At 70.1% G+C, this 22,445-nt stretch carries 15 protein-coding genes and 1 pseudogene; 7 read left to right on the forward strand and 9 right to left on the reverse strand.

Features of this window, described 5'->3' with window-relative positions; genetic code table 11:
* Positions 1-28 precede the first annotated feature (28 nt).
* Both EJ357_RS07675 and EJ357_RS07680 read right to left on the reverse strand, forming a co-directional pair.
* Positions 29-922 (reverse strand): hypothetical protein, encoded by an 894-nt coding sequence (locus tag EJ357_RS07675; RefSeq protein WP_126389942.1) that lies wholly within the window; start codon positions 920-922, stop codon positions 29-31.
* Positions 923-1,104: 182 nt separating this feature from the next.
* Positions 1,105-3,072, reverse strand: coding sequence for an acetoacetate--CoA ligase (locus EJ357_RS07680; protein WP_126389944.1), 1,968 nt, complete (start codon positions 3,070-3,072; stop codon positions 1,105-1,107).
* A gap of 212 nt (positions 3,073-3,284) precedes the next feature.
* On the opposite strand from EJ357_RS07680, the gene EJ357_RS07685 reads away from it, so the two are divergent.
* The gene (locus EJ357_RS07685) at positions 3,285-5,651 is read left to right on the forward strand and encodes a glycoside hydrolase family 31 protein (protein ID WP_126389946.1); all 2,367 of its coding nucleotides are present in this window, start codon (positions 3,285-3,287) and stop codon (positions 5,649-5,651) included.
* Between the two features lie 2 nt (positions 5,652-5,653).
* Here the strand turns inward: EJ357_RS07685 and EJ357_RS07690 are convergent, their stop codons facing one another.
* Positions 5,654-6,190: an NUDIX domain-containing protein gene (locus tag EJ357_RS07690; protein ID WP_126389948.1), complete on the reverse strand. Its 537-nt coding sequence runs from the start codon at positions 6,188-6,190 to the stop codon at positions 5,654-5,656.
* A 47-nt stretch (positions 6,191-6,237) separates the two neighbouring features.
* Positions 6,238-6,865, reverse strand: a pseudogene (locus EJ357_RS07695) (M15 family metallopeptidase).
* 158 nt (positions 6,866-7,023) lie between these two features.
* On the opposite strand from EJ357_RS07695, the gene EJ357_RS07700 reads away from it, so the two are divergent.
* The 5 genes from EJ357_RS07700 to glpK all read left to right on the forward strand — a co-directional run bounded on the left by EJ357_RS07700 (position 7,024) and on the right by glpK (position 13,199).
* Complete coding sequence (locus tag EJ357_RS07700) at positions 7,024-7,449, forward strand: Zn-ribbon domain-containing OB-fold protein (RefSeq protein WP_126399285.1); 426 nt, start codon at positions 7,024-7,026, stop codon at positions 7,447-7,449.
* Positions 7,446-8,636 carry a lipid-transfer protein gene (locus tag EJ357_RS07705; protein ID WP_175647332.1) on the forward strand — a complete coding sequence of 397 codons (1,191 nt, stop codon included), beginning with the start codon at positions 7,446-7,448 and terminating at the stop codon, positions 8,634-8,636. Before EJ357_RS07700 ends, EJ357_RS07705 begins: the two co-directional genes overlap by 4 nt.
* A gap of 165 nt (positions 8,637-8,801) precedes the next feature.
* On the forward strand, positions 8,802-10,424 hold the full coding sequence (locus EJ357_RS07710) for a GGDEF domain-containing protein (protein WP_126389952.1): 1,623 nt from the start codon (positions 8,802-8,804) through the stop codon (positions 10,422-10,424).
* A 515-nt stretch (positions 10,425-10,939) separates the two neighbouring features.
* On the forward strand, positions 10,940-11,665 hold the full coding sequence (locus EJ357_RS07715; RefSeq protein WP_126389954.1) for an MIP/aquaporin family protein: 726 nt from the start codon (positions 10,940-10,942) through the stop codon (positions 11,663-11,665).
* A gap of 22 nt (positions 11,666-11,687) precedes the next feature.
* Positions 11,688-13,199, forward strand: a complete 1,512-nt coding sequence (gene glpK, locus EJ357_RS07720; RefSeq protein WP_126389956.1) for a glycerol kinase GlpK — start codon at positions 11,688-11,690, stop codon at positions 13,197-13,199.
* 169 nt (positions 13,200-13,368) lie between these two features.
* Here glpK and EJ357_RS07725 read toward each other — a convergent pair whose 3' ends face one another.
* From EJ357_RS07725 to EJ357_RS07745, 5 genes are read right to left on the reverse strand one after another with little or no spacing between them, the layout of a single operon-like run.
* The gene (locus EJ357_RS07725; RefSeq protein ID WP_126389958.1) at positions 13,369-13,974 is read right to left on the reverse strand and encodes a GTP-binding protein; all 606 of its coding nucleotides are present in this window, start codon (positions 13,972-13,974) and stop codon (positions 13,369-13,371) included.
* The gene (locus EJ357_RS07730) at positions 13,955-17,605 is read right to left on the reverse strand and encodes a hydantoinase B/oxoprolinase family protein (RefSeq protein ID WP_126389960.1); all 3,651 of its coding nucleotides are present in this window, start codon (positions 17,603-17,605) and stop codon (positions 13,955-13,957) included. Before EJ357_RS07730 ends, EJ357_RS07725 begins: the two co-directional genes overlap by 20 nt.
* 24 nt (positions 17,606-17,629) lie before the next feature.
* Entirely contained in the window at positions 17,630-18,025 is a 396-nt protein-coding gene (locus EJ357_RS07735) for a DUF742 domain-containing protein (RefSeq protein WP_126389962.1), read from the reverse strand.
* A 9-nt stretch (positions 18,026-18,034) separates the two neighbouring features.
* On the reverse strand, positions 18,035-18,472 hold the full coding sequence (locus EJ357_RS07740; protein WP_031486154.1) for a roadblock/LC7 domain-containing protein: 438 nt from the start codon (positions 18,470-18,472) through the stop codon (positions 18,035-18,037).
* The gene (locus EJ357_RS07745; RefSeq protein ID WP_126389964.1) at positions 18,469-21,315 is read right to left on the reverse strand and encodes a nitrate- and nitrite sensing domain-containing protein; all 2,847 of its coding nucleotides are present in this window, start codon (positions 21,313-21,315) and stop codon (positions 18,469-18,471) included. The genes EJ357_RS07740 and EJ357_RS07745 overlap by 4 nt, the downstream gene beginning before the upstream one ends.
* Before the next feature lie 422 nt (positions 21,316-21,737).
* Between EJ357_RS07745 and EJ357_RS07755 the strand changes: the two genes are divergently transcribed.
* Positions 21,738-22,385 carry a hypothetical protein gene (locus EJ357_RS07755; RefSeq protein WP_126389968.1) on the forward strand — a complete coding sequence of 216 codons (648 nt, stop codon included), beginning with the start codon at positions 21,738-21,740 and terminating at the stop codon, positions 22,383-22,385.
* Positions 22,386-22,445 lie beyond the last annotated feature (60 nt).

Below are 22,445 nucleotides of genomic sequence, written 5' to 3' on the forward strand. Positions count from 1 at the left end.
CACCTGCGGGTGGGGCGCCCCTTTGCGTTCAGTGGTCGTGTCCCGGGGCCACCTCCTCGTCACCGAGATCCGGCGGCACGCAGTAGTCGACACCCGATTCCGGGGCGATGAGGTCCCCCGATTCGACGTCGGTGCAGTAGGCGTCGAAGACTTCGCCCGCGGTGAGTGGTTCCAGGCCGTCTCCGCGCAGGCGCCATCCGTAGATGCGGTCGGATGTGCCGGGTGCGCTGGTCCGCATGACCAGTCCGCCGGGGCAGCGGGTGGCGAGGCCGAGTGCGAGCACCGTGGTGAATTCCAGCGCTTCGGCCTCGTCGAGGTGGGTGGCGCCCTGGGTGTCCTCGTCGGCATGGAGGACGGATACGAGTGTTTCCGGTGTTGCCGTGACGCTGCAGACGAGGTGTCGGCTGCCCGGCTGGGCCGTGTCCAGGATGCGGATCAGGAGGCTGGAGGCACGGGTGTAGGCCGCGCGGCCGATGTCCTCGCCGCAGGTGGCGCAGGCGCCGAGTCGTGCCAGGAGCGTGGCCGCGTACTCCCAGGTGGCTTGTCGGACGGCTTCGTCGACGAGGGCCGGGACGAGCTCGGTCAGGGGCTGGCCCTCGTAGAAGACGGTGGGTCCGGTGGTCGCGAGTTCGGCGGTGAAGCGCGTGCGGCTCGCTGGGGTGTCGGGGTCCAGGCCCGTTGTCGCGCAGAACTCGGCGTACTCCTGCGGGTCGAAGAGGGCGATCGCCGTATGGCTGCCTCGGGAGGCCCGTGTCCTGAGGAGGGCTTCCACCTGCTCCAGATAGATCTTGTGGTCGTCGAAGGTGAAGCTGCGGTAGCGCCGCATGGCACGGAAATCGTGCTCGTCGGTCAGCAGGCCGATCGTGCCGGCGATTTCACGGCGCAGAACGCGTCGCATCTCCTGGTGGTCGGTGTACGACATCTTTCCCCCTGCGTGCGGTCGATCAATGCTCACTCACAGTAACCGGGGGCACTGACAACGGCGTCGGGGTGGCGTGAGCGTGACCTCAAGGGGGGCATTCGGGCAGGTCGGAGGCGTGGTGACGCGACGGCTGGCCTCGGACGTCGTCGTGGTTCGCGAGTCCGAGGCCGGCGCTGGTCGGGTCAGGCGCGCTTGCGGGCGAGCTCCTCGTAGAAGTGCAGGAGGTCGAGGTTGTCGATGGATCCCGGATTGACCGCCTTCTCAAGGGGTGTGCCCTGGAGGAGGCGCTTTACCGGGACCTCGATGCGCTTGCCGGTGAGGGTGTGAGGGACGCCGGGGACCTCGATGATCTCGTCGGGGACGTGACGTGGTGAGAGCTGTTCGCGGATGGTCTGCTTGATGCGGTTCAGGAGTGCCTCGTCGAGCACGGTTCCGGGGGTCAGGTGGACGAACAAGGGCATCCAGTAGCCGCCGTCGGGCTGTTCGACGCCGATGACGAGGGATTCCTTGATCTCGGGGAGGCGTTCCACGGCTTCGTAGATGTCGGCCGATCCCATGCGGACGCCCTGGCGGTTGAGGGTCGAGTCGGAGCGTCCGTGGATGACGACGGAACCGCGTGAGGTGACGGTGATCCAGTCGCCGTGGCGCCATACGCCGGGATACGTGTCGAAGTAGCTGTCGTGGTACCGGCTGCCGTCGGGGTCGTTCCAGAAGTAGATCGGCATGGACGGCATGGGGTTGGTGACCACGAGCTCGCCGACCTCGTCGATGAGCGGTTCGCCGCTGGGGTCCCAGGACTGCAGGTCGGTGCCCAGGCCGGGGGCCTGGAGCTCGCCGACGTACACCGGCACCGTCGGCACCGCTCCCGCGAAGCAGGAGCACACGTCCGTGCCGCCGCTGACGGAGGCGATCCACAGATCGTCGCGGACCTCGTCGTGCAGCCAGCGGAACCCGTCGGGCGGCAGAGGGGATCCGGTGGTGGCGACACATTGCACCTTGGAGAGGTCGAAGTCGCGCGAGGGGCGCACATCGGCCTTGCGGCAGGCCATGACGTACGCGGCCGAGGTGCCGTAGAGGGTGGCTTCCGTGCGTTCGGCGACGCGCCACTGGGCGCCCGTGTCGGGATAGCCCGGGCTGCCGTCGTAGAGAACGATCGTGGTGCCGGTGAGCAGGCCGGAGACGAGGAAGTTCCACATCATCCAGCCCGTCGAGGTGTACCAGAAGAAACGGTCCTCGGGGCCCAGGTCGCAGTGCAGGCCGAGTTGCTTGAGGTGCTCGACGAGGATGCCGCCCTGGGACTGGACGATGGCCTTGGGGAGGCCGGTCGTGCCGGAGGAGTAGAGCACCCAGAGGGGGTGGTCGAAGGGGACCTGCTCGAAGACCGGTTCCTCGTCGGCCGCTGTGAGGGCGGACCACTCCAGCGCGCCCTCGGGGGCTTCGGAGCCGAGGAGGGGGATGTGCACCACGGCGCGCAGAGTGGGCAGTTCGCTGCGCAGCTCGGCGACGATGTCCCGGCGGTCGTGCTCCTTGCCGCCGTAGCGGTATCCGTCGACGGTGAACAGGACGACGGGTTCGACCTGCTGGAAGCGGTCCAGGACGCTGCGGGCGCCGAAGTCGGGGGCGCAGGAGGTCCAGACACCGCCCACGGCAGCCGTGGCGAGGAGGGCGACGACGGCCTGCGGGATGTTGGGGAGGTAGCCGCTGATTCGGTCTCCTGGGCGTACACCGAGGGCGCGCAGCTCGGCGGCGAGGGAGCCGACCTGGCGGCGCAGCTCGGACCAGGTCACGGGGCGGGGCTCGTGGGATTCGTCGACGTGCAGGAGGGCGGGTTCGTCGGCGCGGGTGGCGGCGGCGCGCAGGGCGTGCTCGGCGTAGTTCAGGGTGGCACCCGGGAACCACTGGGCGCCGGGCATCGAGCGATCGGCCAGCACGCGCGCGTAGGGGGTGGAGAAGCGTACGTCGAACCACTGCGTGACGGCTTGCCAGAAGGTGTCCAGTTCGTCGACCGACCAGCGGTGCAGGGCCGCGTAGCCGCCCTCGGCGGGGGCTCCGTGGTTTTCAGCGGCCCAGGCCTGGAACTTGGTGACCTGAGACCGAGCGATGCGCTGCGGATCTGGCTCCCAGAGAGGCTGGGGATTCACGGTCGACATGGGGCGGCTCCCGGACTGTGCGCGTCGTGTGCGTCTTCCACGCACGGCGGGGGTGTGCGCGTGACGCGGATGACACGGACGATGCCATGTGATCGACTTCTGCACCAGGGTGCGCCCCACATAGTCCGTGTCGTGAAGATGTGGTCCCGGCACGGGTGAACGGCAGTTGAACGACACGCATGTGTGGGGCGGTGAATGGCAGGCTGAGCAGCATGGACGGTCGTGACCTGGTGCGTTCGATAAAGGCGGTCGGTTCTGTGGGAGCGGCCCAGGGGTTGCGTACCGTACGGGCGGCGTGGCGCAGGAAGCGCGCCGACGCCGAGGGGCTGCCGCCCCGGGGTGCCGAGCGTGCTCGGGTGCCCGGGCCCGTGCAGGAGGTGCAGTCCGGTCCGGGCGGAGGCGTCATCCGGTTCAGCAGGTCCGAGCTGCGTGTCGTCGTCACCGTGAACGGGGCTGTCTTCTGGGGGTGGGACGGTGCCGCACCCGAGCCGTCGTACGCGCTGGCGGGCCGCTGTCCGGAACCGGATCCGCGGGCCGTGCTGGAGCCCGACAAGGACGGTGGCTGGCGGGTCGTGGCCGAGCGGGTGACGGTCGTCATCTCGCGGCACGGGGCCGTGGAGGTGCAGACGCCGGGTGGTGTGACCCTGCGCCGTGATCTGCCGCCGCGTTGGTGGGAGCCGGTCGACGGCGGGCCGGCGCGCTGGATGCAGCGGTCAGAGGTGGCCGCGGACTCACGGTTCTTCGGGCTGGGAGGCCGGGCGTCGGGGCCACGGCTCAAGGACGGGACGTACCGGCTGTGGAACACCGACCCCGGCCGTGCGTTCGGTCCTGACGACGACCCGCTGTACATCACCATGCCGGTGCAGCTGGTCGTGGCCGACGCGGCCTCGCACCTGGTGTTCCACGACACCTCGTGGGACGGCACGGTGACGCTGCGGGAGGGTCAGGAGGGCGACGGCTCCGGGCATGACCGCGCGGGGACCAGCGAACTGCGGATGGACGGGGGTCCGCTGCGCTGCTGGGTGATGGTGGGCACTCCCGCGCGCGTGCTGCTCGTCTGGGCCTCCCTCACCGGTGCTGCCGCGCTGCCGCCCACGTGGGCGCTCGGACACCATCACGCGCGGTGGGGCTTCGGCAGCGAACAGGAGGTGCGGCGGATCGTTTCGGGCTACCAGGAGCGGGATCTGCCGCTGGACGCGGTCCATCTGGACATCGACCACTACGACGAGCACCAGGTGTTCACGGTGGGCCTCGAGGGCTTTCCCAAACTGCCGCAGCTCGCCGAGGACCTGCGGCAGGACGGGATCCGTCTGGTGTCGATCGTCGACCCGGCGGTCAAGGCCGCGCCGGGCAATGCCGTGTACGACAGCGGGACGGCCGAGGACGTGTTTGTCAGGGACGCTTCGCGGCGGCTCGTGCAGGGCGTTGTGTGGCCCGGGGAGGCGGTCTTCCCGGATTTCACGCACGCGCGCGTGCGGCAGTGGTGGGGTGGTCTGTACGAGGAGCGGCTCGCGCAGGGCTTCTCGGGCTTCTGGCATGACATGAACGAGCCGACTTCGTTCGCCGCCTTCGGGGAGTCGACTCTGCCGCGTTCGGCCCGGCATTCCCTGGAGGGGCGTGGCGGGGACCACCAGGAGGCGCACAACGTCTACGGACTGTGCATGGCCAGGGCGGGCTATGAGGGGCTGCGCGCACTGGCGCCCGAGGAGCGGCCCTTCGTCTTCTCGCGGTCCGGGTGGGCCGGCATGCAGCGCTACGGGGGAACCTGGTCCGGCGATGTGGCCACGGGCTGGCCGGGACTGCGGGCGTCGCTGTCGCTGGTCATGGGCCTCGGGCTGTGTGGGGTGCCCTACTCGGGGCCCGATGTGGGCGGGTTCGACGGGAGTCCTTCGCCGGAGCTGTATCTACGGTGGTTCCAGCTGGCCGCGTATCTGCCGCTGTTCCGCACGCATGCGAGTCTGCGGGCGGGGCGCAGGGAACCGTGGGAGTTCGGTCCGGATGTGCTGGAGCACGCGCGCGTGGCGCTCGTCGAGCGGCGGAGGCTGCTGCCGTACTTCGTGACGCTGGCGCATCTCGCCCGGCGGACGGGGGCGCCGTACGTCCGTCCGCTGTGGTGGGCGGCGCCCGAGGAACGCGCGCTGCGCGACTGTGAGGATGCGTTTCTGCTGGGCGACTGCCTGCTGGTGGCGCCGGTACTGGATCCGGGCGCCGACCGGCGTGCGGTGCAGTTGCCGCCAGGGCGCTGGTACGACACGGCGACGGGGCGGACGTACGAGGGGCCGGGCCAGGTTCTCGTCGACGCGCCTCTGTCCCGGATCCCGGTGCTCGCGCGCGCGGGTGCCGTCGTCCCGGTACGCGGGGACGACGGCGGACTGGAACTGGAGGTGTGGGCGCCCGCCCGGGGACGTACCGGGGGCGGGCTTGTGGTGGCGGATGCGGGTGACGGCTGGGACGAACCGGAGATCGAGCGCTACGTCACCCGCTGGGCGGGCGGAAAGCTGGTCGTGGAGCTGGAGCATGAGGACGGGATGATCACGTCGCCTCGTCCGGTGCGCGTACGAGGTCTCGGCGAGCGGTGAGCTCAGACGTAACGACCCTCGAAGAACGCCCGTACGGCCAGTGTGTGCAGCGGGAAGGCGAGCTCCTCCGGCCTGCGCAGGAGGTGCCATCCTTCGGTTTCGTCGGTGGCGGCCGAGGTCGGCAGGCGGTCGGTGGGCTGTTCCGGAAGGAGGCCGAACAGCAGCAGGTGCCCGTCCGGTGAGCTCATCGCGTCGACGAGACGGACGTCGCGGCCGGCCGCGTCGATGCCGGTCTCTTCCTTGAGTTCGCGGACGACGGCCTGCCGCCAGTCCTCGCGGTCGTCGATGTAGCCGCCGGGCAGAGCGATGCCTCCGCGCGCGGGGGCGATGGTTCGGGTGATGACGACCAGGGCGGTGCCCTTGGTGTCGTACACGGGCTGGAGCGCGATCGCTACCGGCAGGGGATTGCGGTAGGCCACGGTGCCGCATGCCGGGCAGGTGCGGGGCCAGCCGGAGACGCCCTCTCCGTAGGGCGCGCCGCAGCTTGAACAGTGGGAGTCTGCTGCGGAGTTGGGGGCGGAGTGCTGAGTTTCGGACACGCGGCGGACTGTATCCGATCAGTGGAAGGGCGTCTTCCGGGGGGCGGTCACCAAAGCCTGGTGAGGGATTTCCAGGACACGGGGAAGTCGAAGTAGGTGTCCGGACAGGGCTCCGGCTTGGACGTGTAGTGCCACCACTCCTCGGCGAGGTTCACGAATCCGAGGGCTTCGAGGGTGCTCTTGAGCAGCAGCCTGTTGGCGCGCTGTTCGCCCTGGATGCGCGGGTCGAGGGTGTGCGAAAGGGTGTCGAAGCAGTCGAATCCGGTGCCCATGTCTACCGAGTTGACGGGGAAGCGTTCGCCCTGAGGTGCGTGGCAGGGTGCGAGGGGCTCTCCCGGTACGTATGGCCTGGTGGGGCCGGTAGCAGTCGTACACCTTGAGTGTGTAGCCCTGGCGCAGCAGCTGCTTCTGGGCCTTGTGGAGTGCTTCCGCGGCGGGTCGGGCGAGGATGCAGAGGGGCTGCCGGTAGCCGTCGATGCGCTCGCCCACGAAGTTGTGCGGTGTGAAGTACCGCATCTCCTCGACGATGGTGGGATCCACGGTGCTCAGCGCCACGAAGTCCTTCGGCGCCTTGGGCTCGGTCTTCGCCTGGGCGGTGGCCGGGGCGGCGGTCACGACCAGCGAGGTGGCGAGCATGGCGGCCAGCCCCCGTACCGCGGTCGAGAGTCGTGTCATGTCTCCTGCATCCATCAGGTATTCGCCGGGGCGGGGCGGCGATCCGACGCAGTCCACCCTTCAGGCCGCCCTGCCGCATTCCGGATGCCCGTGGCACACTTTCTGACGTCCCGTCAGATCTGCTGCCAGGAGGGGATATGCCACGCACGCGCACACCAGTGGTCGCCGGGTGGTTCGCCGGTGACGGGGACGACTTCCGGCTCCTGGGCACCCGGTGCTCTGCCTGTGCCTCGGTCTTCTTTCCGCGCGAGGACGCGCACTGCCGCAACCCGGCCTGCCCCGGCGGCGCGCTGGAGGAGGCTCCGCTCTCCCGGCGCGGGCGTGTCTGGTCGTACACGGACAGCCGGTACCGGCCACCGTCACCCTATGTGACCGATCCGGAACTTCCGTGGGAGCCGTACACGTTGATCGCTGTGGAACTGGCTGCAGAGCGCCTCGTGGTGCTGGGACAGGCGGTTCCCGGTGTCACCGTCGCCGATCTGGCGGTGGGCATGGAGGTGGAGGTCGTTCCCGGCGTGCTTCACGAGGACGCGGAGACGATCTGGACGACGTGGCAATGGCGGCCGACGGGGGTGGCGGCATGACGGAAGAGGTTGCGGTGCTCGGCGCGGGCATGCATCCCTGGGGTAAGTGGGGGCGCAGCTTCGTCGAGTACGGCGCGGTGGCGGCCCGCGCGGCACTCGCCGATGCGGGCCTGGAGTGGCGGGACATCGGGTCGATCGTCGGCGCCGACACGGTGCGTGGCGGCTATCCGGGGTATGTGGCCGGGGCGACCTTCGCGAAGGCGCTCGGCTGGCAGGGCGCCCGGGTCACGAGCGTGTACGCGGCATGCGCGTCCGGGGCACAGGCCGTCAACACCGCGCGGGCTCAGATACTTTCGGGGCTGGCGGACGTGGTGCTGGTGGTGGGTGCGGACGCGGCTCCCAAGGGGTTCTTCCGGCCTGCGGGCGGCGACCGGCCCGATGATCCGGACTGGCTGCGTTTCCGGGTCCTCGGCGCGACCAATCCGGCGTACTTCGGGCTGTACGCGCGTCGTCGGATGGCCGTGCACGGGGACACACCGGAGGACTTCGCCCAGGTCAAGGTGAAGAACGCCGCACTGGGCGCACTGAATCCCTACGCCCGCTACCGCAAGACGGTCACCGCCGAGGAGGTCGCCGCGTCCGCCGTGGTCGCCGACCCCCTGCGGCTGCTCGACATCTGCGCGACCTCGGACGGAGGAGCCGCGCTCGTGCTGGCCGGCATGGAGTTCGCGCGTCGGCACCGGGCCGCAGATCCGGTGCGGATCCGTGCGGTGTCCACCGTGACGCCGCGTTACCCCAACACCGTTCTGGATCTGCCCGACATCGCGACGGACTCCGCGGTGGCGGTGCGACCTGCCGCCGACACGTTCCGGGAGTCGATCGCGCGCGCGGCCTACGAGGAGGCGGGCATCGGCCCGCAGGAGCTCTCCTTCGCGGAGGTCTACGACCTGTCCACCGCCCTGGAGTTGCAGTGGTACGAGGATCTGGGGCTGTGCGACGAGGGAGAGGCCGCGAAGCTGCTTCGGGAGGGCACGACGACGCTGGGCGGCCGCATACCTGTGAACGCGAGCGGTGGGCTGGCTTCTTTCGGAGAGGCTGTACCGGCCCAGGCCATCGCCCAAATATGCGAACTCACCTGGCAGTTGAGGGGCGCTGCCGGTGACCGCCAGATCGCCGGGGCGCGGGTGGGGATCGCGGCGAACCAGGGGCTGTTCGGGCACGGGTCGGCGGTGATCGCGGTGCGGTGATGTACGACGGCGTTGCGGGCACGTGGAGTCGATTCCGCAAGCGTGCGTCACCGGCCTACGAGCGCGGCGCCCAGGCATGTCTACGGTGTGTGACCAACCCGGAATCCTGCGTGAACGTCTCATGAACTGGGCTCATGCGTGCTCCAGCGGCGCAATCATGCTCCCGTGGACTCCTGGACGGATACTCTCCGCTTCGCTTTCCAACCGGTGGTCAATCTGACGACCGGCGGGGTAGCGGGGCTGGAGATACTCGCCCGCCCGGAGACCGGCGACGTCCTGGCCGAGGCCCGCCGGGACCCGGAAGTCGACAGCCGGCTCGCCGTGTTGGCGTTCCGTGCGGCGGCCCGCAAGGAGGCGTTGCTGCCGCTGTACGTCAACGTGTTCGCCGGCACCCTCGCCGACCTCGGCGGGCTGACACCGCTGCACGACGCCGTGCGTGCGGCGGGGCGGCTGCCGTGGGAGGTGACGATCGACGTCGGCCCGCCGTACACGCACGTGCCCCAGCAGGCATTGCTGGAGGCGATCGGCTCGCTGCGGGACCAGGGTTTCCGGATCAGTGCGGACGGCGTCGGCGACGGGGACGTACCGCTGCGGCTGCTCGCCGACATGGCACCCGACCTGGTCAAGCTCGACGCGTCCTTGCTGGCGCGCCCGGCGGCCGTGCGGGCGATGCGGACGCTGTGCGACCAGTTGGCAGCGCTGCTGTGCGTCGAGGGCGTGGAGACGGAGCTGCAGTGCGGATCCGCGAGGTCGGCGGGCGCGCAACTGGCTCAGGGCGAGTTGTTCGCCCCGCCGGCCCGGCTACCCGCGGCGGAGGTATACGTTCCGCCGCGCTCCACGGGACTGGCGGTGACGCCACGCTCGGGACCGTCGGTGCGGGAGTTCGTGCGACCCGCGGCGCTGCTGCCCGCCACCGCCTCCGCGGGCCAGGTGCGGGCACTGCTGACCGGGTCGCCGGAGGTGTCCGGGGTGCTGCTGGTCGACGCGTACGGCGTCCCGGTGCGGTCGGTGCACCGCTCCCGGTTCCTGCTGTCGATGTCGGGCCGCTACGGCCATGCCCTGTACGCCGACCGGCCCGCGGCCAAGCTCGGCGACCCGCCGCGCACCGTGGGCGTGGACGCCACCGCGTGGGAGGTGCTGGACGTGGTCGCGGTCGGCGGCCGCGACCGTACGTCGGACGATGTGGCCGTCGTCGACCGGTACGGCCGCTGCGTGGGCGTCGTACGTCTCGCCGACCTCGTGCGGGCGCTCGCCGAGACCCGGGTCGAGGAGGCCGCGGGGCTCAATCCGCTGACCCGGCTACCAGGTTCGGACGCGATCACCGGTGAGGTGGATCTGAGGATCGCCGATGGGCGGCCGTTCGCGCTGAGCTGGCTGGACGTGGACCACTTCAAGCAGGTCAACGACGGAGCCGGGTTCGCTGCGGGCGACGAGCTGATCCGGTCGGTCGGACGTGCACTGCAGCACGCGGCGTCGGGCAGTACCCGCGTGGGCCACATCGGCGGGGACGACTTCCTGGTGCTCGCGGACCCGGAAGGGCTGAGTCCGCTGGCCACCTCCATGCTGGACACACCCTGGTCGGCGGGTGGGCGTCCCGTCACGCTGTCCCTGGCCACGGTCCTGTGCGAGCCCGGAAGCGTGACGGACCACCGGCAGGCTGCCGCCTGTCTCGCACCGCTGAAGCAGGCCGCGAAGTCACTGCGCGGGGCGAGCTGGGTACTGGGCCGCGCGGGGTTGTCCGGGCACGAGATCCTTCGCGGCACGGAGGCCGAGACGGCCCGGGCGTAGTCGGCGGTGGCGGACCCGGGCAAGGGGTGAGACGCTTTTCCTACCAGGTCGGCGGTGGCCGAAAGGTTTTCGTACGACCTCAACACAGTCATGGACTTCGACCCCTGCCGGGTCCAGCAGGATCTGGCCTCCCGGCCGGCCTCAGCAGGGCCTCGATGTCCGTCCATCCTCGAACGGGCGTGCCACGATTCGCTTCGGTGACGGTCCGTGACCCGTCGGTACGCCCCCAACCGTTGGCGTCGGCGACCTTGACGCCCCCTGGACGCCGGTGAACACTTCCCGGTGTCAGCCGACATCGCCGTACATTCTCGGCGTATCCACGCACTGCGCCGCGCGGTTCCGCCTGGAGCAAAGGCCCGTTCCCCCACGGGCGAGTCGGCTGCGACGGCACGCTCGTCACGGACGCCGGGCGGGGCGCGGGACCCTCCCTGCCTTCGGCTGAAGTCGCCATGGGTAACGCACCCCGCACGGAGCAAGCCGGGGCTGATCGTCCCGGCCAGGGCCTAGGAGCCGCCATGAGCAACGGAGATATTTTCCTCGGTGAGGTCATCGGTACCGCGATCCTGATTCTCTTCGGGGCCGGAGTCGTCGCCGCCGTCGTACTCAACTACTCCAAGGCGAAGGACGCCGGCTGGGTCGTCATCGCCTTCGGATGGGGATTCGGCGTGATGGCCGGCGCGTACACCGCCGCGCCGCTGTCCGGCGGGCAGCTCAATCCGGCCGTGACGATCGGAATCGCCATCGACACCGGGGAGTGGGACAAGGTCCACATCTACATCGCCGGCCAGATGGTCGGCGCGATCCTCGGTGCGGTGCTGTGCTGGCTGGTCTACTACGCGCAGTTCCAGGCCAACGCCGACAAGGACATCGCCCAGCCGACCCTCGGGATCTTCTCCACCGCGCCCACGATCCGAAATCCCGTGGCCAACCTGATCACCGAGATCATCGCGACCATCGCGCTGGTGCTACCGATCCTGGCGTTCGGCCTGACCAAGGGACTCGGCGTGTCCGGCACCGCGATTCTGATCGTCTCGTTCCTGGTGGTCGGCATCGGTATGTCGCTCGGTGGCCCCACGGGATACGCCATCAATCCGGCCCGTGACCTGGGCCCGCGCATCGTCCACGCCCTGCTCCCGATCCCCAACAAGGGCACCTCGGACTGGGGCTACGCGTGGGTTCCGGTGGTCGGACCGCTGATCGGCGGGGTGCTGTCCGGGGTCATCTTCAACGCAGCTTTCTGAAGGAACAGACGAAGGGGACGTCATGACGGACAAGTTCGTCGCCGCTATCGACCAGGGCACGACCTCCAGCCGCTGCATCATCTTCAACCAGGACGGCGCGATCGTGGCCGTCGACCAGCGCGAGCACCGCCAGATCTTCCCCAAGCCCGGCTGGGTGGAGCACGACGCCACCGAGATCTGGTCGAAGGTGCAGGCCGTGGTCGCCGGCGCGATCGCCAAGGCAGGGCTGCGCACCGACCAGATCAGCGCGCTCGGTATCACCAACCAGCGCGAGACGACGGTCCTGTGGGACCGCGCGACGGGCAAGCCGGTGCACAACGCGATCGTGTGGCAGGACACGCGCACGGCGGCACTGTGCAACCAGCTCGGTGGCACGGACGGGCAGGATCGTTTCCGTGAGCAGACCGGACTGCCGCTGGCGAGCTACTTCTCCGGTCCCAAGGCGGCCTGGTTGCTGGACAACGTGCCCGGCCTCAGGGCCCGCGCCGAGAACGGCGAGATCGCCTTCGGCACCATCGACTCCTGGCTGATCTGGAACCTCACCGGCGGCACAGACGGCGGACACCACGTCACCGACGTGACGAATGCCGGCCGCACCATGCTGATGAACCTGGAGACCCTGCAGTGGGACTCCTCGATCCTGTCCGCGATGAACGTGCCCGAGGCAGTCCTTCCGGAGATCAAGTCGTCCTCCGAGGTGTACGGGACCGCCGTCGGACAGCTGGCCGGCGTGCCGGTCGCCTCGGCCCTGGGCGACCAGCAGGCGGCGGTGTTCGGGCAGGCCTGCTACGACGTGGGCACGGCGAAGAACACGTACGGCACGGGCAGCTTCCTGCTGCTCAACACGGGCAACCGGCCGGTCCAGTCGAAGAGCGGGCTGCTGACCACCATGGGCTACAAGATCGGCAGTGAGGCGCCCGTGTACTGCCTGGAGGGAGCGATAGCCATAACGGGCGCGTTGGTCCAGTGGTTCCGCGACCAGCTCGGCATCATCCGCACCGCCGACGAGATCGAGCCGCTGGCGGAGAGCGTCGAGGACAACGGCGGCGCGTACATCGTGCCCGCCTTCTCCGGTCTGTTCGCGCCGTACTGGCGTTCCGACGCGCGCGGTGTCATCACCGGGTTGACGCGGTACGTCACCAAGGCGCACCTCGCCCGCGCGGTGCTGGAGGCGACGAGCTGGCAGACGCGCGAGGTCGTGGACGCCATGTACCAGGACTCCGGGGTGCACATCACGACCCTGAAGGTCGACGGCGGCATGACGAAGAACAACCTGCTCATGCAGCATCAGGCGGATGTGCTCGACGTGCCGGTGATCCGGCCCAAGGTCTCCGAGACGACCTGCCTGGGTGCCGCGTACGCGGCAGGGTTGGCCACCGGGGTCTGGAACGACCTCGACGAGCTCAAGGCGCACTGGGCGAAGGACGTCGAGTGGACGCCCTCAATGACCGCCGAGGCACGTGACCGCGAGTACCACAACTGGCGCAAGGCGGTGGAGAAGAGCTTCGGCTGGGAGGAGGACGGCGAGAGCTGAGAGAGGCGGCCGGCGCCGAGGAGACGGACGGCTGGAGCCGAAGCACGGTCCACGCGCGCGTGCGACCCGCTTGAGCCACGCGCGCGTGCCATGAGCCGCGGCCCGTACCCCGGTCGGCGGGGGTACGGGCCGTGTCCGTGCGCCGAGGTCAGGTGGTCCGCGCCGGAGGTCAGGTGGTCACGGTCTGGCGGCGGTCCGCCTGATAGGCCATGGCGTGCTGGACGACGCCGATGAGGATCTCCTTGACGGACTCTCGGTCGCGGGCGTCGCACAGCAGCAGCGGTACGCCGTCGTCGAGGTCGAGGGCCTGCCGGATGGCCTCCGCCGGGTAACGGTCGGCTCCCTCGAAGCAGTTGACGCCGACGAGGAAGGGTATGGAACGCCGTTCGAAGTAGTCGACGGCCGCAAAGCAGTCCTCGAGGCGTCGGGTGTCCGCGAGGACCACGGCACCGAGCGCGCCCTCCGAGAGCTCGTCCCACATGAACCAGAACCGCTCCTGGCCGGGCGTGCCGAAGAGGTACAGCACCAGGTCCTCCCGCAGGGTGATACGGCCGAAGTCCATGGCCACCGTGGTGGTGCGTTTGCCCTCGACACCGCTCGTGTCGTCGACCGGGCGTCCTGCCTCGGTGAGCAGCTCCTCCGTGCGCAGCGGCCTGATCTCGCTGACCGCGCCCACCAGGGTGGTCTTGCCCACGCCGAAGCCGCCGGCCACCAGGATCTTGAGCGTGACGGGCTCGACCGGAGGCTTCCCGCGCTCAGAACGCCCGAAGATCATCGATCTCTTCTCCTGCTTGGTTTGGGTCGCGCGACGGTGGGCCGTAGCCTCCGCCGCCGGGGGTTTCGATGACGAGTACGTCGCCGGGACCGACATCCGCCGAGTCGCTTCCGGCGAGTGCGGTGACCGTGCCGTCCGCGCGTTCGACGCGGTTGGCTCCCAGCGCGCCGGGTTCGCCGTCCGCCATGCCGTACGGCGGCACTCTGCGGTGCTGGGACAGCGTGGAGACGGTCATGGGCTCGTGGAACCTGATGCGGCGCACGGCTCCGTCCCCGCCGCGCCACTGACCGGCACCACCGCTTCCGCGCCGCACGGCGAACTCGTCGAGTCGCACGGGCAGCCGCCACTCCAGCACTTCGGGATCGGTGAGCCGCGAGTTGGTCATGTGGGTCTGGACGACGGGCGCGCCGGGGAAGCCGTCGCCCGCGCCGGATCCGGAGGCCACGGTCTCGTAGTACTGGTGGCGTTCGTTGCCGAAGGTGACGTTGTTCATGGTGCCGGAGCCCTCGGCCTGGACGCGCAGTGCGGCGTAGAGGGCGCCGGTGATCGCCTGGGAGGTCTCCACGTTGCCCGCGACGACCGCTGCGGGAGGTTCGGGCGCCAGCATCGAACCGGACGGCACGATGATCTCCAGGGGCCGCAGGCACCCGTCGTTGAGCGGGATGTCGTCGGCGACGAGGGTGCGGAAGACGTAGAGGACCGCCGCGTTGACGACCGAGAAGGGGGCGTTGAAGTTCGTGGCCAGCTGCGGGGACGTGCCGGTGAAGTCGACGGTGGCGGAGCGGTTCTCGCGGTCCACGCGCACGCGTACCCGGATCACGGCGCCGGAGTCGGTCTCGTAGGCGTACTCGCCGTCGTCCAGGGCGTCGATGACGCGGCGCACCTCTTCCTCGGCGTTGTCCTGGACGTGCTTCATGTACGCCTGGACGACGTCGAGGCCGAAGTTCTCGATCATGCGGGCGACTTCGTCGACGCCCTTCTGGTTGGCGGCGATCTGGGCGCGCAGGTCGGCGAGGTTGGTCTTCGGGTTGCGGGAGGGGTAGGGCGCCTCGGTGAGCAGGCGGAGGGTCTCCTCTTCGCGGAAGCGGCCGTTCTCGGCGAGCAGCCAGTTGTCGAAGAGGATTCCCTCCTCCTCGATGGTGCGGCTGTCGGCGGGCATGGAGCCGGGGGCGATGCCGCCGATCTCCGCGTGGTGGCCGCGTGAGGCGACGTAGAAGAGGATCTCCGGCTCACCCTCCGTGTTCGCGGTGCTTCCCGTGTCGAAGACCGGGGTGATCACGGTGACGTCGGGGAGATGGGTGCCGCCGTGGTACGGGTCGTTGACGGCGTACGTGTCCCCGGGCCGCATCCGCGAGCCGCGGCGCCGGATGACCTCCTTGACGCTGGTGCCCATCGAGCCCAGGTGGACGGGGATGTGCGGGGCGTTGGCCACCAGGTTTCCGTCCGGGGCGAAGAGTGCGCAGGAGAAGTCCAGCCGTTCCTTGATGTTGACGGACTGGGCCGTGGACTCCAGGCGGGCGCCCATCTGTTCGGCGATGGACATGAACAGGTTGTTGAAGACCTCCAGAAGAACCGGGTCGGCTTTCGTGTCGAGATCGGAACTCTGCGTAATCGCCACGCGTTCCATGACCAGATGCCCGTCGTCGGTCGTCGCGGCTTGCCAGCCGTCGTCGACGACGGTCGTCGCGCTGGCCTCGGTGATGATCGCCGGGCCGGTGACGGTCTCGCCGGGAGGCAGGTCCTCACGGCGGTGGAGAGGTACGTCGCGCCATGTTCCGCCGGTGTGGAGGCGGACGGTTTCCGGGGCGGCCGGGCCGCCTTCGGGGGTGGCTTCGTAGGGGGCGAGAGCGGAGAGATCGGGGGGTTCGGTGATGCCGGTGGCTTCGACGGAGAGGGCTTCGACGACGATCGGGCGGTCGAGGGTGAAGGAGTACGTGGCGCGATGACGTTCTTCGAAGGCGTGCCTCATCGTGTCGGGCTCGGTGAGTTCGACGGTGAGGGTGGTGTCGGTGCCGTCGTAGCGGAGTTGGGCACGGCGGGTGACCTTGATGCGGTCCTCGGGGACGTCCTCGTCGAGGAGTTCCGTGCGGGCGGCTGCTTCGAGGTCGTCCGCCGTCTTGCGGACGCCGGGCATCGAGGCGGCCTGCAGGGGCGCTTCGGCGGACTGTTCGCGCATGGCGGTGGTGTCGGCGAGACCGATACCGAGCGCGGAGAGGACGCCGGCCATGGGCGGCACGAGGACGGTCCGGATACCGAGCGAGTCGGCCACCATGCACGCGTGCTGGCCTCCCGCGCCACCGAACGTGGTGAGGGCGTAGCGGGTGACGTCGTGCCCCTTCTGGACCGAGATCCGCTTGACGGCGTTGGCGATGTTGGCGACCGCGATCTGCAGGTAGCCCTCGGCGACCTGTTCGGGGGTGCGGTCGTCGCCGGTCTGCTCGCCGATCTCGCGCGCGAGATCGGCGAAGCGATCCCTGACCAGGGCGTCGTCGAGGGGCTGATCGCCGTCAGGGCCGAACACCTTGGGAAAATGGGCCGGTTGGATACGGCCGAGCACGACGTTGGCGTCGGTCACCGCGAGCGGGCCGCCGCCCCGGTAGCAGGCCGGCCCCGGGTCCGCGCCCGCCGAGTCCGGCCCTACGCGGTAGCGGGAGCCGTCGAAGTGCAGCACGGAGCCGCCGCCCGCCGCGACGGTGTGGATGTCCAGCATCGGGGCACGCAGCCGGACGCCCGCGATCTGCGTGGTGAAGACGCGTTCGTACTCGCCCGCGAAGTGCGAGACGTCGGTGGAGGTGCCGCCCATGTCGAAGCCGATGACGCGGTCGAAACCGGCGAGCTGCGACATACGGGCCATGCCGACGATCCCGCCGGCGGGGCCGGAGAGGATGGCGTCCTTGCCTCGGAACTGCCCGGCTTCGGCGAGACCGCCGTTGGACTGCATGAACATCAGCCGTACGCCTTCGAGTTCGTCGGCGACGTGTTGCACGTAGCGGCGCAGCACGGGCGAGAGGTAGGCGTCGACGACGGCGGTGTCCCCGCGCGGGACGAGCTTCATGAGCGGGCTGACCTCGCTGGACAGCGAGATCTGCGGGAAGCCGATGCGGGCGGCGAGGCTGCCGACGGCCTGTTCGTGGGCGGGATGCAGGTGGCTGTGCATGCAGACGACCGCGACGGCCCGGATCCCGTCGTCGTACGCCTCCTGGAGGGGGCCGGCAAGGGCGTCCAGGTCGGGCGCGTGCAGGACGGTGCCGTCGGCGGCGATGCGTTCGTCGACCTCGACGACCCGTTCGTACAGCAGCTCGGGGAGTTCGATACGGCGGGCGAAGATGCGGGGCCGGTTCTGGTAGGCGATGCGCAGGGCGTCGCGGAAGCCTCGGGTGGTGACCAGCAGGGTCCGCTCGCCCTTGCGCTCGAGGAGGGCGTTCGTGGCGACCGTCGTGCCCATGCGGACGGCCTCGATGGGATCCTGGGAGCCCTCCAGCAGCTCGCGTACGCCCGCGACGGCCGCGTCGGAGTAGCGCGCCGGGTTCTCCGAAAGGAGTTTGTGGGTCAGGAGGCGGCCGTCCGGGCGTCGCGCGACGATGTCCGTGAAGGTGCCGCCTCGGTCGACCCAGAACTGCCAGCCTGTCACGTCACTACCCCGCTTCCACGCCGCTCACAGCGCCCGCAGGCCGTTGATCACGTCGCGCAGAATACTCTCGTCCACCAGCTCGGCAGGCGGTACAGGCCGGTTCACATGGACGAATTCCCCGTCCACCAGATCACCGATGAGAACCCGTACGACTCCGATGGGCAGGTCCAGTTCGGCGGAGAGCTCGGCCACGGACTGCGGGGCGTCACGGCACAGGTCGACGATGTCCACGTGTTCCGGGGACAGCGTCGAGTCCGCTTCCGGATCGTCCGCCTGCGACTCGGCGACAACCACCGCGATCAGGTCGAGGCGGTGCTGGGCCGCACTGGTGGTGCGGCCGCGCGTCATCGCGTACGGGCGGACGACCGGCCCGGCTTCGTCGTCGAACCAGTGGCTTCTTCCCTGACCCTCAGCGCTCATGCCATCCCACTACCCGCCCGAGGGCAGATCGGTGCGCGGAGCGGTGCCCAGATGCACACCGACCCGCTTGACGAGGAGCGTCATCTCGTAGGCGACCAGGCCGACGTCCGAGTCGGCGTCGGAGAGCACCGCGAGGCAGCTGCCGTCGCCGGCGGCCGTCACGAACAGGAAGGCGTCGTCGAGTTCGACGACCGTCTGCCGGACATTGCCCGCCTCGAAGTGACGGCCCACGCCCTTGGCGAGGCTGTGGAAGCCGGACGCGACGGCGGCCAGGTGCTCGCTGTCCTCGCGGGTCAGGTCCTTGGACACCCCCGTCGGCAGGCCGTCGCCGGAGAGGACGAGGGCCTTGCGGATGCTGGCGACGCGGTCCACCAGGTCGTCGAGGAGCCAGTTGAGCTCGCCGGACTGGTTGGTCGCGGTGTGGCCGGTCGCCTTCGGTGCGGTCATCGACCGTCCCCCTTCGTTCCCTGTGGTGCTGTGCCGCTGTGGGCGTCATCGCCCGCGGCGTTCTCCTGGCGGCCGCGCTGCCAGCCGCGCTGGAGGGAGGCCATTCGGCTGCGTACCTCGTCCGCGTCCCGCTCGGCGAGCTCCGTCCCCTCCTCGGTGCGCCGTGCGGGGCCCTGCCTGAGCTGCGGAGCCAGATTGGCCTGCCGTACGCGCCGGGGCAGCGGCGTCGAGCCGGAGCCGGTCTCCTGCGGGACGGCGGTCGTACTCGAGGCGCTGTCGTCGGGGCCGCTCGATGCGATCGCGGGCCTTCGTGGGCGCCTCGGGAGAGCCGCGGGCTGCGGCCGTTCACCGCGGTCGGGCCCGGCGACGGGCGGCGTGTCGCCACGGTCGCCGATCCGGTCCGGCGTGCCGGGCACCTCACCGCGGGCGGCCGTACCGCGGCGGCGGGTCGGCAGCGGGGCGAGGCCGTTCGGCTCCGGGCGGTTCGGGCCCGCGGAGGGCTCCGGGTCCGCTTCCCCTCGTCGGGACCGCTGCTCGGTGACCGGACGTCCGTGCGAGCTGACCAGCTTGGGTGTCCCGCGGCGGGGCAGCGGGACGGGCCCGCTCACAACGTCGTCCGGATCGGTCTGCTCCGGTCCGCCGTGGATGCCGGCGACCGGGTGGGCGCCGAGCGGGCCCTTCGCCTCGTCCTCGGACTGCGCGAGGGTGCGGCGCGGACGGAAGAGACCGCCGCGTTCGCCGTCCTCCTCGTCGAGTGGATCCGGGAAATCGCTGAGGGCGTCGAGGTCGACGGGGGCCTCCAGCTCGACCGGACCGTCCAGGAGCGAGGCGGGGAGGCCGGACACGCGGACCGGCACCTGGGCGAGGGCGGCGCGGCGCGACTCCTCCAGCTCGGCCTCCTTCGAGGGCGTGGGCCGGTCGAGACGGAACCCGATGCCGTTGGTGTCCGGGACGTCGTCGGTGAGCAGCGCGTCGGGGATGAAGACGACAGCGGTGGTGCCGCCGTACGGCGACGGCTGCAGCGAGACGCGGACGTTCTGCCGCTGGGCGAGCCGGCTGACCACGAACAGACCGAGCCGGTCGGTGTCGGACAGCTCGAACTCGGGCGTCTCGGCGAGTCGGAGGTTGGCGTCCAGCAGGGCGTCGGCGGCCATACCGAGGCCGCGGTCGTGGATCTCGAGGGTGAAGCCGTTGGCGACCCGCTCGCCCAGGACCTGGACGGCGGTGTGCGGCGGGGAGAACACCGTGGCGTTCTCCAGGAGTTCGGCCACGAGGTGGGTGATGTCCGCGACGGCCGGTCCGGTGACGGCGACGCGGGGCAGACGGCGCACCTCGATGCGCTCGTAGTCCTCGACCTCGGCGACGGCGGCACGCACGACGTCCATGAGCTGGACGGGTTTGCGCCACTGCCGGGACGGGGCGGCACCGGAGAGGATCACCAGGCCTTCGGCGTGCCGGCGCATTCGGGTGGTGAGGTGGTCGAGGCGGAACAGGTCGGCGAGTTCGTCGGTGTCCTCGGTCCGGCGTTCCATGGTGTCGAGGAGGGTGAGCTGCTTGTGGAGGAGGACCTGACTGCGCCGGGCGAGGTTGACGAAGACCTCGGAGACACCGGCGCGCAGTTCGGCCTGCTTGACGGCAGCCTCGACGGCGGCGCGCTGCAGGGTGTTGAGGGCCTGGCCTACCTCGCCCATCTCGTTCTTGTCGTACTCCAGGCGCGGAACCTCGGTCTCCACATCGACCTGTTCGCCGGCGGAGAGGCGGCGCATCACGCTGGGCAGTCGCACGCCGGATGCCTCATGGGCCTCCAGGCGCAGCTGCCGCAGATCGCGGATGAGGCCGCGGCCGATGCGCACGGAGAGGAAGAGGGAGAGCAGCAGGGCGAGCAGACCGAGGACGCCGGCGACGGCCGCCTTCAGGATGACGCCCATGGCGACGGGGCTCACGCGGTCCTGATAGCGCGCGCCCGCCTCGTCGTTGAGTTTGCTGAGCTCGTCGAGGACGCTGCCGGCGACGGTGTCCCAGCTCTTGGCGTCGACCGTGCTGGGCCTGCCCGCCTGGGTGGAGATGACGGCTTGTTCGGCGACCCGCAGTGGAGCGGTGGAGGCGTTCCGCCAGAAGCGCTCGAAGCGTTCCCGCTCGGACGAGGGCAGGTCCGCCAGGCTGATGTCGTACATGAGGGTGCGCTGGGCGACGAGATCGGAGACGTCCCGAATCTCCTCGCGCGAGAGCTTCCCGACCACTAGGGCGGAGCTGAGCAACGCGTCCTCGCGGGAGAGCAGTTCGCGGGCGCGGGTCACGTTGAGGAGAGCGCGGGCCTGCTTGTCCATCGCCACGCTGTCGATCCCGTCGAGGGAGCCCAGCAGGGCATAGCAGGGGTCCACGAGGAGGTTGTACTGGTTGAGGGCCGCGGCGCGGGTCACGGTTCCGTCCTCGACGCTGCGGCGCAGAGGGCTGATGCTGTCGAAGGCGTCCAGGACGGCGGTGAGGCGCTCGTTGTCGCCCTCGTCCAGGCCGTCGCGGACATCGGGGTCCTTGGCGTTCTTGCGGATCTCGGCGACGGCGGAGTCGGTGGCGTTCCGGGTGGCCCGCAGTGCGGACAGCGCGTCCGAGGCCCGGCGATCGGCGAGGTAGACCAGCGCCTGGCGGCGTTCCTGCTGCAGGACGCGGACGGCGTCCTCGGTGGAGTAGCCGATCTTCTCGACGAGGGACGACACCGTGAACAGCTGGGCCACACCCCGCCCCGTGAGTACCGTGGCGAAACCCCAGATCGCGGTCAGGGACACCAGCGGCACGAGAAGCAGCGCCACCATCTTCCGGCGGATCGACTTCCCGCGAAAGTGCATGGCCTCCCCCAGCTCAAACCCCCAACCGGTCAGGGGGCACACCTGTGCGTCAACAATTGGCGCGAGCCTACTACCGACGCACAAGTAACTCGAAGGCACATCCGGAATCTGAACTTCCGCACTGGTGACGAGACATGGGGAGTTGTCCGGGCATTGCGGGAGATTGCCTCCCGCAAACAGTCGGCGGCCTCGAAGGCCGATCCGGCCGACCCCTCAGGCCAGTTGGCCGGATTTCTATCCTTCGCGGGAATCTTCGGGACGCGTCGATCGTCCTTCTGTACGGGAAATGGGGGCGGAATGGGCCACAGGAGCCGCATCCCGTCCCCGGGCGGCGTAAAACAGCGCAAGCCGGGCAGTCGCTGGGGAGCCTGGTCTTCGGGACACGGGCGGGCGGTTTGTCGGCGGTGGGGAGTGACACGGTGATGGGCACGGCGGAGCGGCACGAGACGCCCGAGGGCGGAGCGACTGCGCATATGACGGCGCGGCCCGGCCCCGAAGCGCTGGATCGCGACATTCCCGTGGGCGGACTCGAGTCGACGGGCGGCCGAGAGGTTCGGATGGGCGTGAGTGCGGTGAGGGCGGACGAGCGAGACGTTTCGGCCGGCTCCGACGGCAAGGGGTCGATGAGCGGGAGAACGGCCACGGCCGTCGACGGCGGGGCGGCCGAACTACCGTCGCTGTACCGGCCGTTGTGGGTGGAGGAGCCCGCCCGACGGCGCCGGATGCCCGATCCGGTGCGCACCTCGGCGGTGCGGGCGGTACTGATCATCGCGGTGACGATGATCCAGGCGATGGTGGCCTTCCTGTGCACCCTGGCGGAGTCGTGGCTGGCGTTCCCGATGGTGATCAGCAGCGTGGTCAGCACGGTGGTGGCCACCTGGGGCGCCCTCGATGTCTGGGTCACCCGCCAGGTGTGGAACCAGCGCCACGGCGTGGTCTCGACGCCGAGCAGCACGGCGCGCGCTTTGCGACGCGAGCGGCGCCGGGCGCGACGGCAGGCACGGGAGGCCGAGCGCACTCAGGAGCGAATACGCCGCCGGGGCGGGGCCGGCCAGTTGTCGCACTCCTGAGCAGGGCGGGACGGCGCCGCGGGGAGAAGCGGGAGACGTAGTACATCTGGCGCGACACGT

Origin of the sequence: Streptomyces cyaneochromogenes (assembly GCF_003963535.1) — a bacterium.
Taxonomy (GTDB): Bacteria; Actinomycetota; Actinomycetes; order Streptomycetales; family Streptomycetaceae; genus Streptomyces; species Streptomyces shaanxiensis.

What these genes read in the sequence shown, in the direction of transcription:
- EJ357_RS07675 (WP_126389942.1), bottom strand. Translation starts at nt 922, where the DNA reads ATGTCGTACACCGACCACCAGGAGATGCGACGCGTTCTGCGCCGTGAA.
- EJ357_RS07680 (WP_126389944.1), bottom strand. Translation starts at nt 3,072, where the DNA reads ATGTCGACCGTGAATCCCCAGCCTCTCTGGGAGCCAGATCCGCAGCGC.
- EJ357_RS07685 (WP_126389946.1), top strand. Translation starts at nt 3,285, where the DNA reads ATGGACGGTCGTGACCTGGTGCGTTCGATAAAGGCGGTCGGTTCTGTG.
- EJ357_RS07705 (WP_175647332.1), top strand. Translation starts at nt 7,446, where the DNA reads ATGACGGAAGAGGTTGCGGTGCTCGGCGCGGGCATGCATCCCTGGGGT.
- EJ357_RS07715 (WP_126389954.1), top strand. Translation starts at nt 10,940, where the DNA reads ATGAGCAACGGAGATATTTTCCTCGGTGAGGTCATCGGTACCGCGATC.
- glpK (WP_126389956.1), top strand. Translation starts at nt 11,688, where the DNA reads ATGACGGACAAGTTCGTCGCCGCTATCGACCAGGGCACGACCTCCAGC.
- EJ357_RS07725 (WP_126389958.1), bottom strand. Translation starts at nt 13,974, where the DNA reads ATGATCTTCGGGCGTTCTGAGCGCGGGAAGCCTCCGGTCGAGCCCGTC.
- EJ357_RS07735 (WP_126389962.1), bottom strand. Translation starts at nt 18,025, where the DNA reads ATGAGCGCTGAGGGTCAGGGAAGAAGCCACTGGTTCGACGACGAAGCC.
- EJ357_RS07740 (WP_031486154.1), bottom strand. Translation starts at nt 18,472, where the DNA reads ATGACCGCACCGAAGGCGACCGGCCACACCGCGACCAACCAGTCCGGC.
- EJ357_RS07745 (WP_126389964.1), bottom strand. Translation starts at nt 21,315, where the DNA reads ATGCACTTTCGCGGGAAGTCGATCCGCCGGAAGATGGTGGCGCTGCTT.
- EJ357_RS07755 (WP_126389968.1), top strand. Translation starts at nt 21,738, where the DNA reads ATGGGCACGGCGGAGCGGCACGAGACGCCCGAGGGCGGAGCGACTGCG.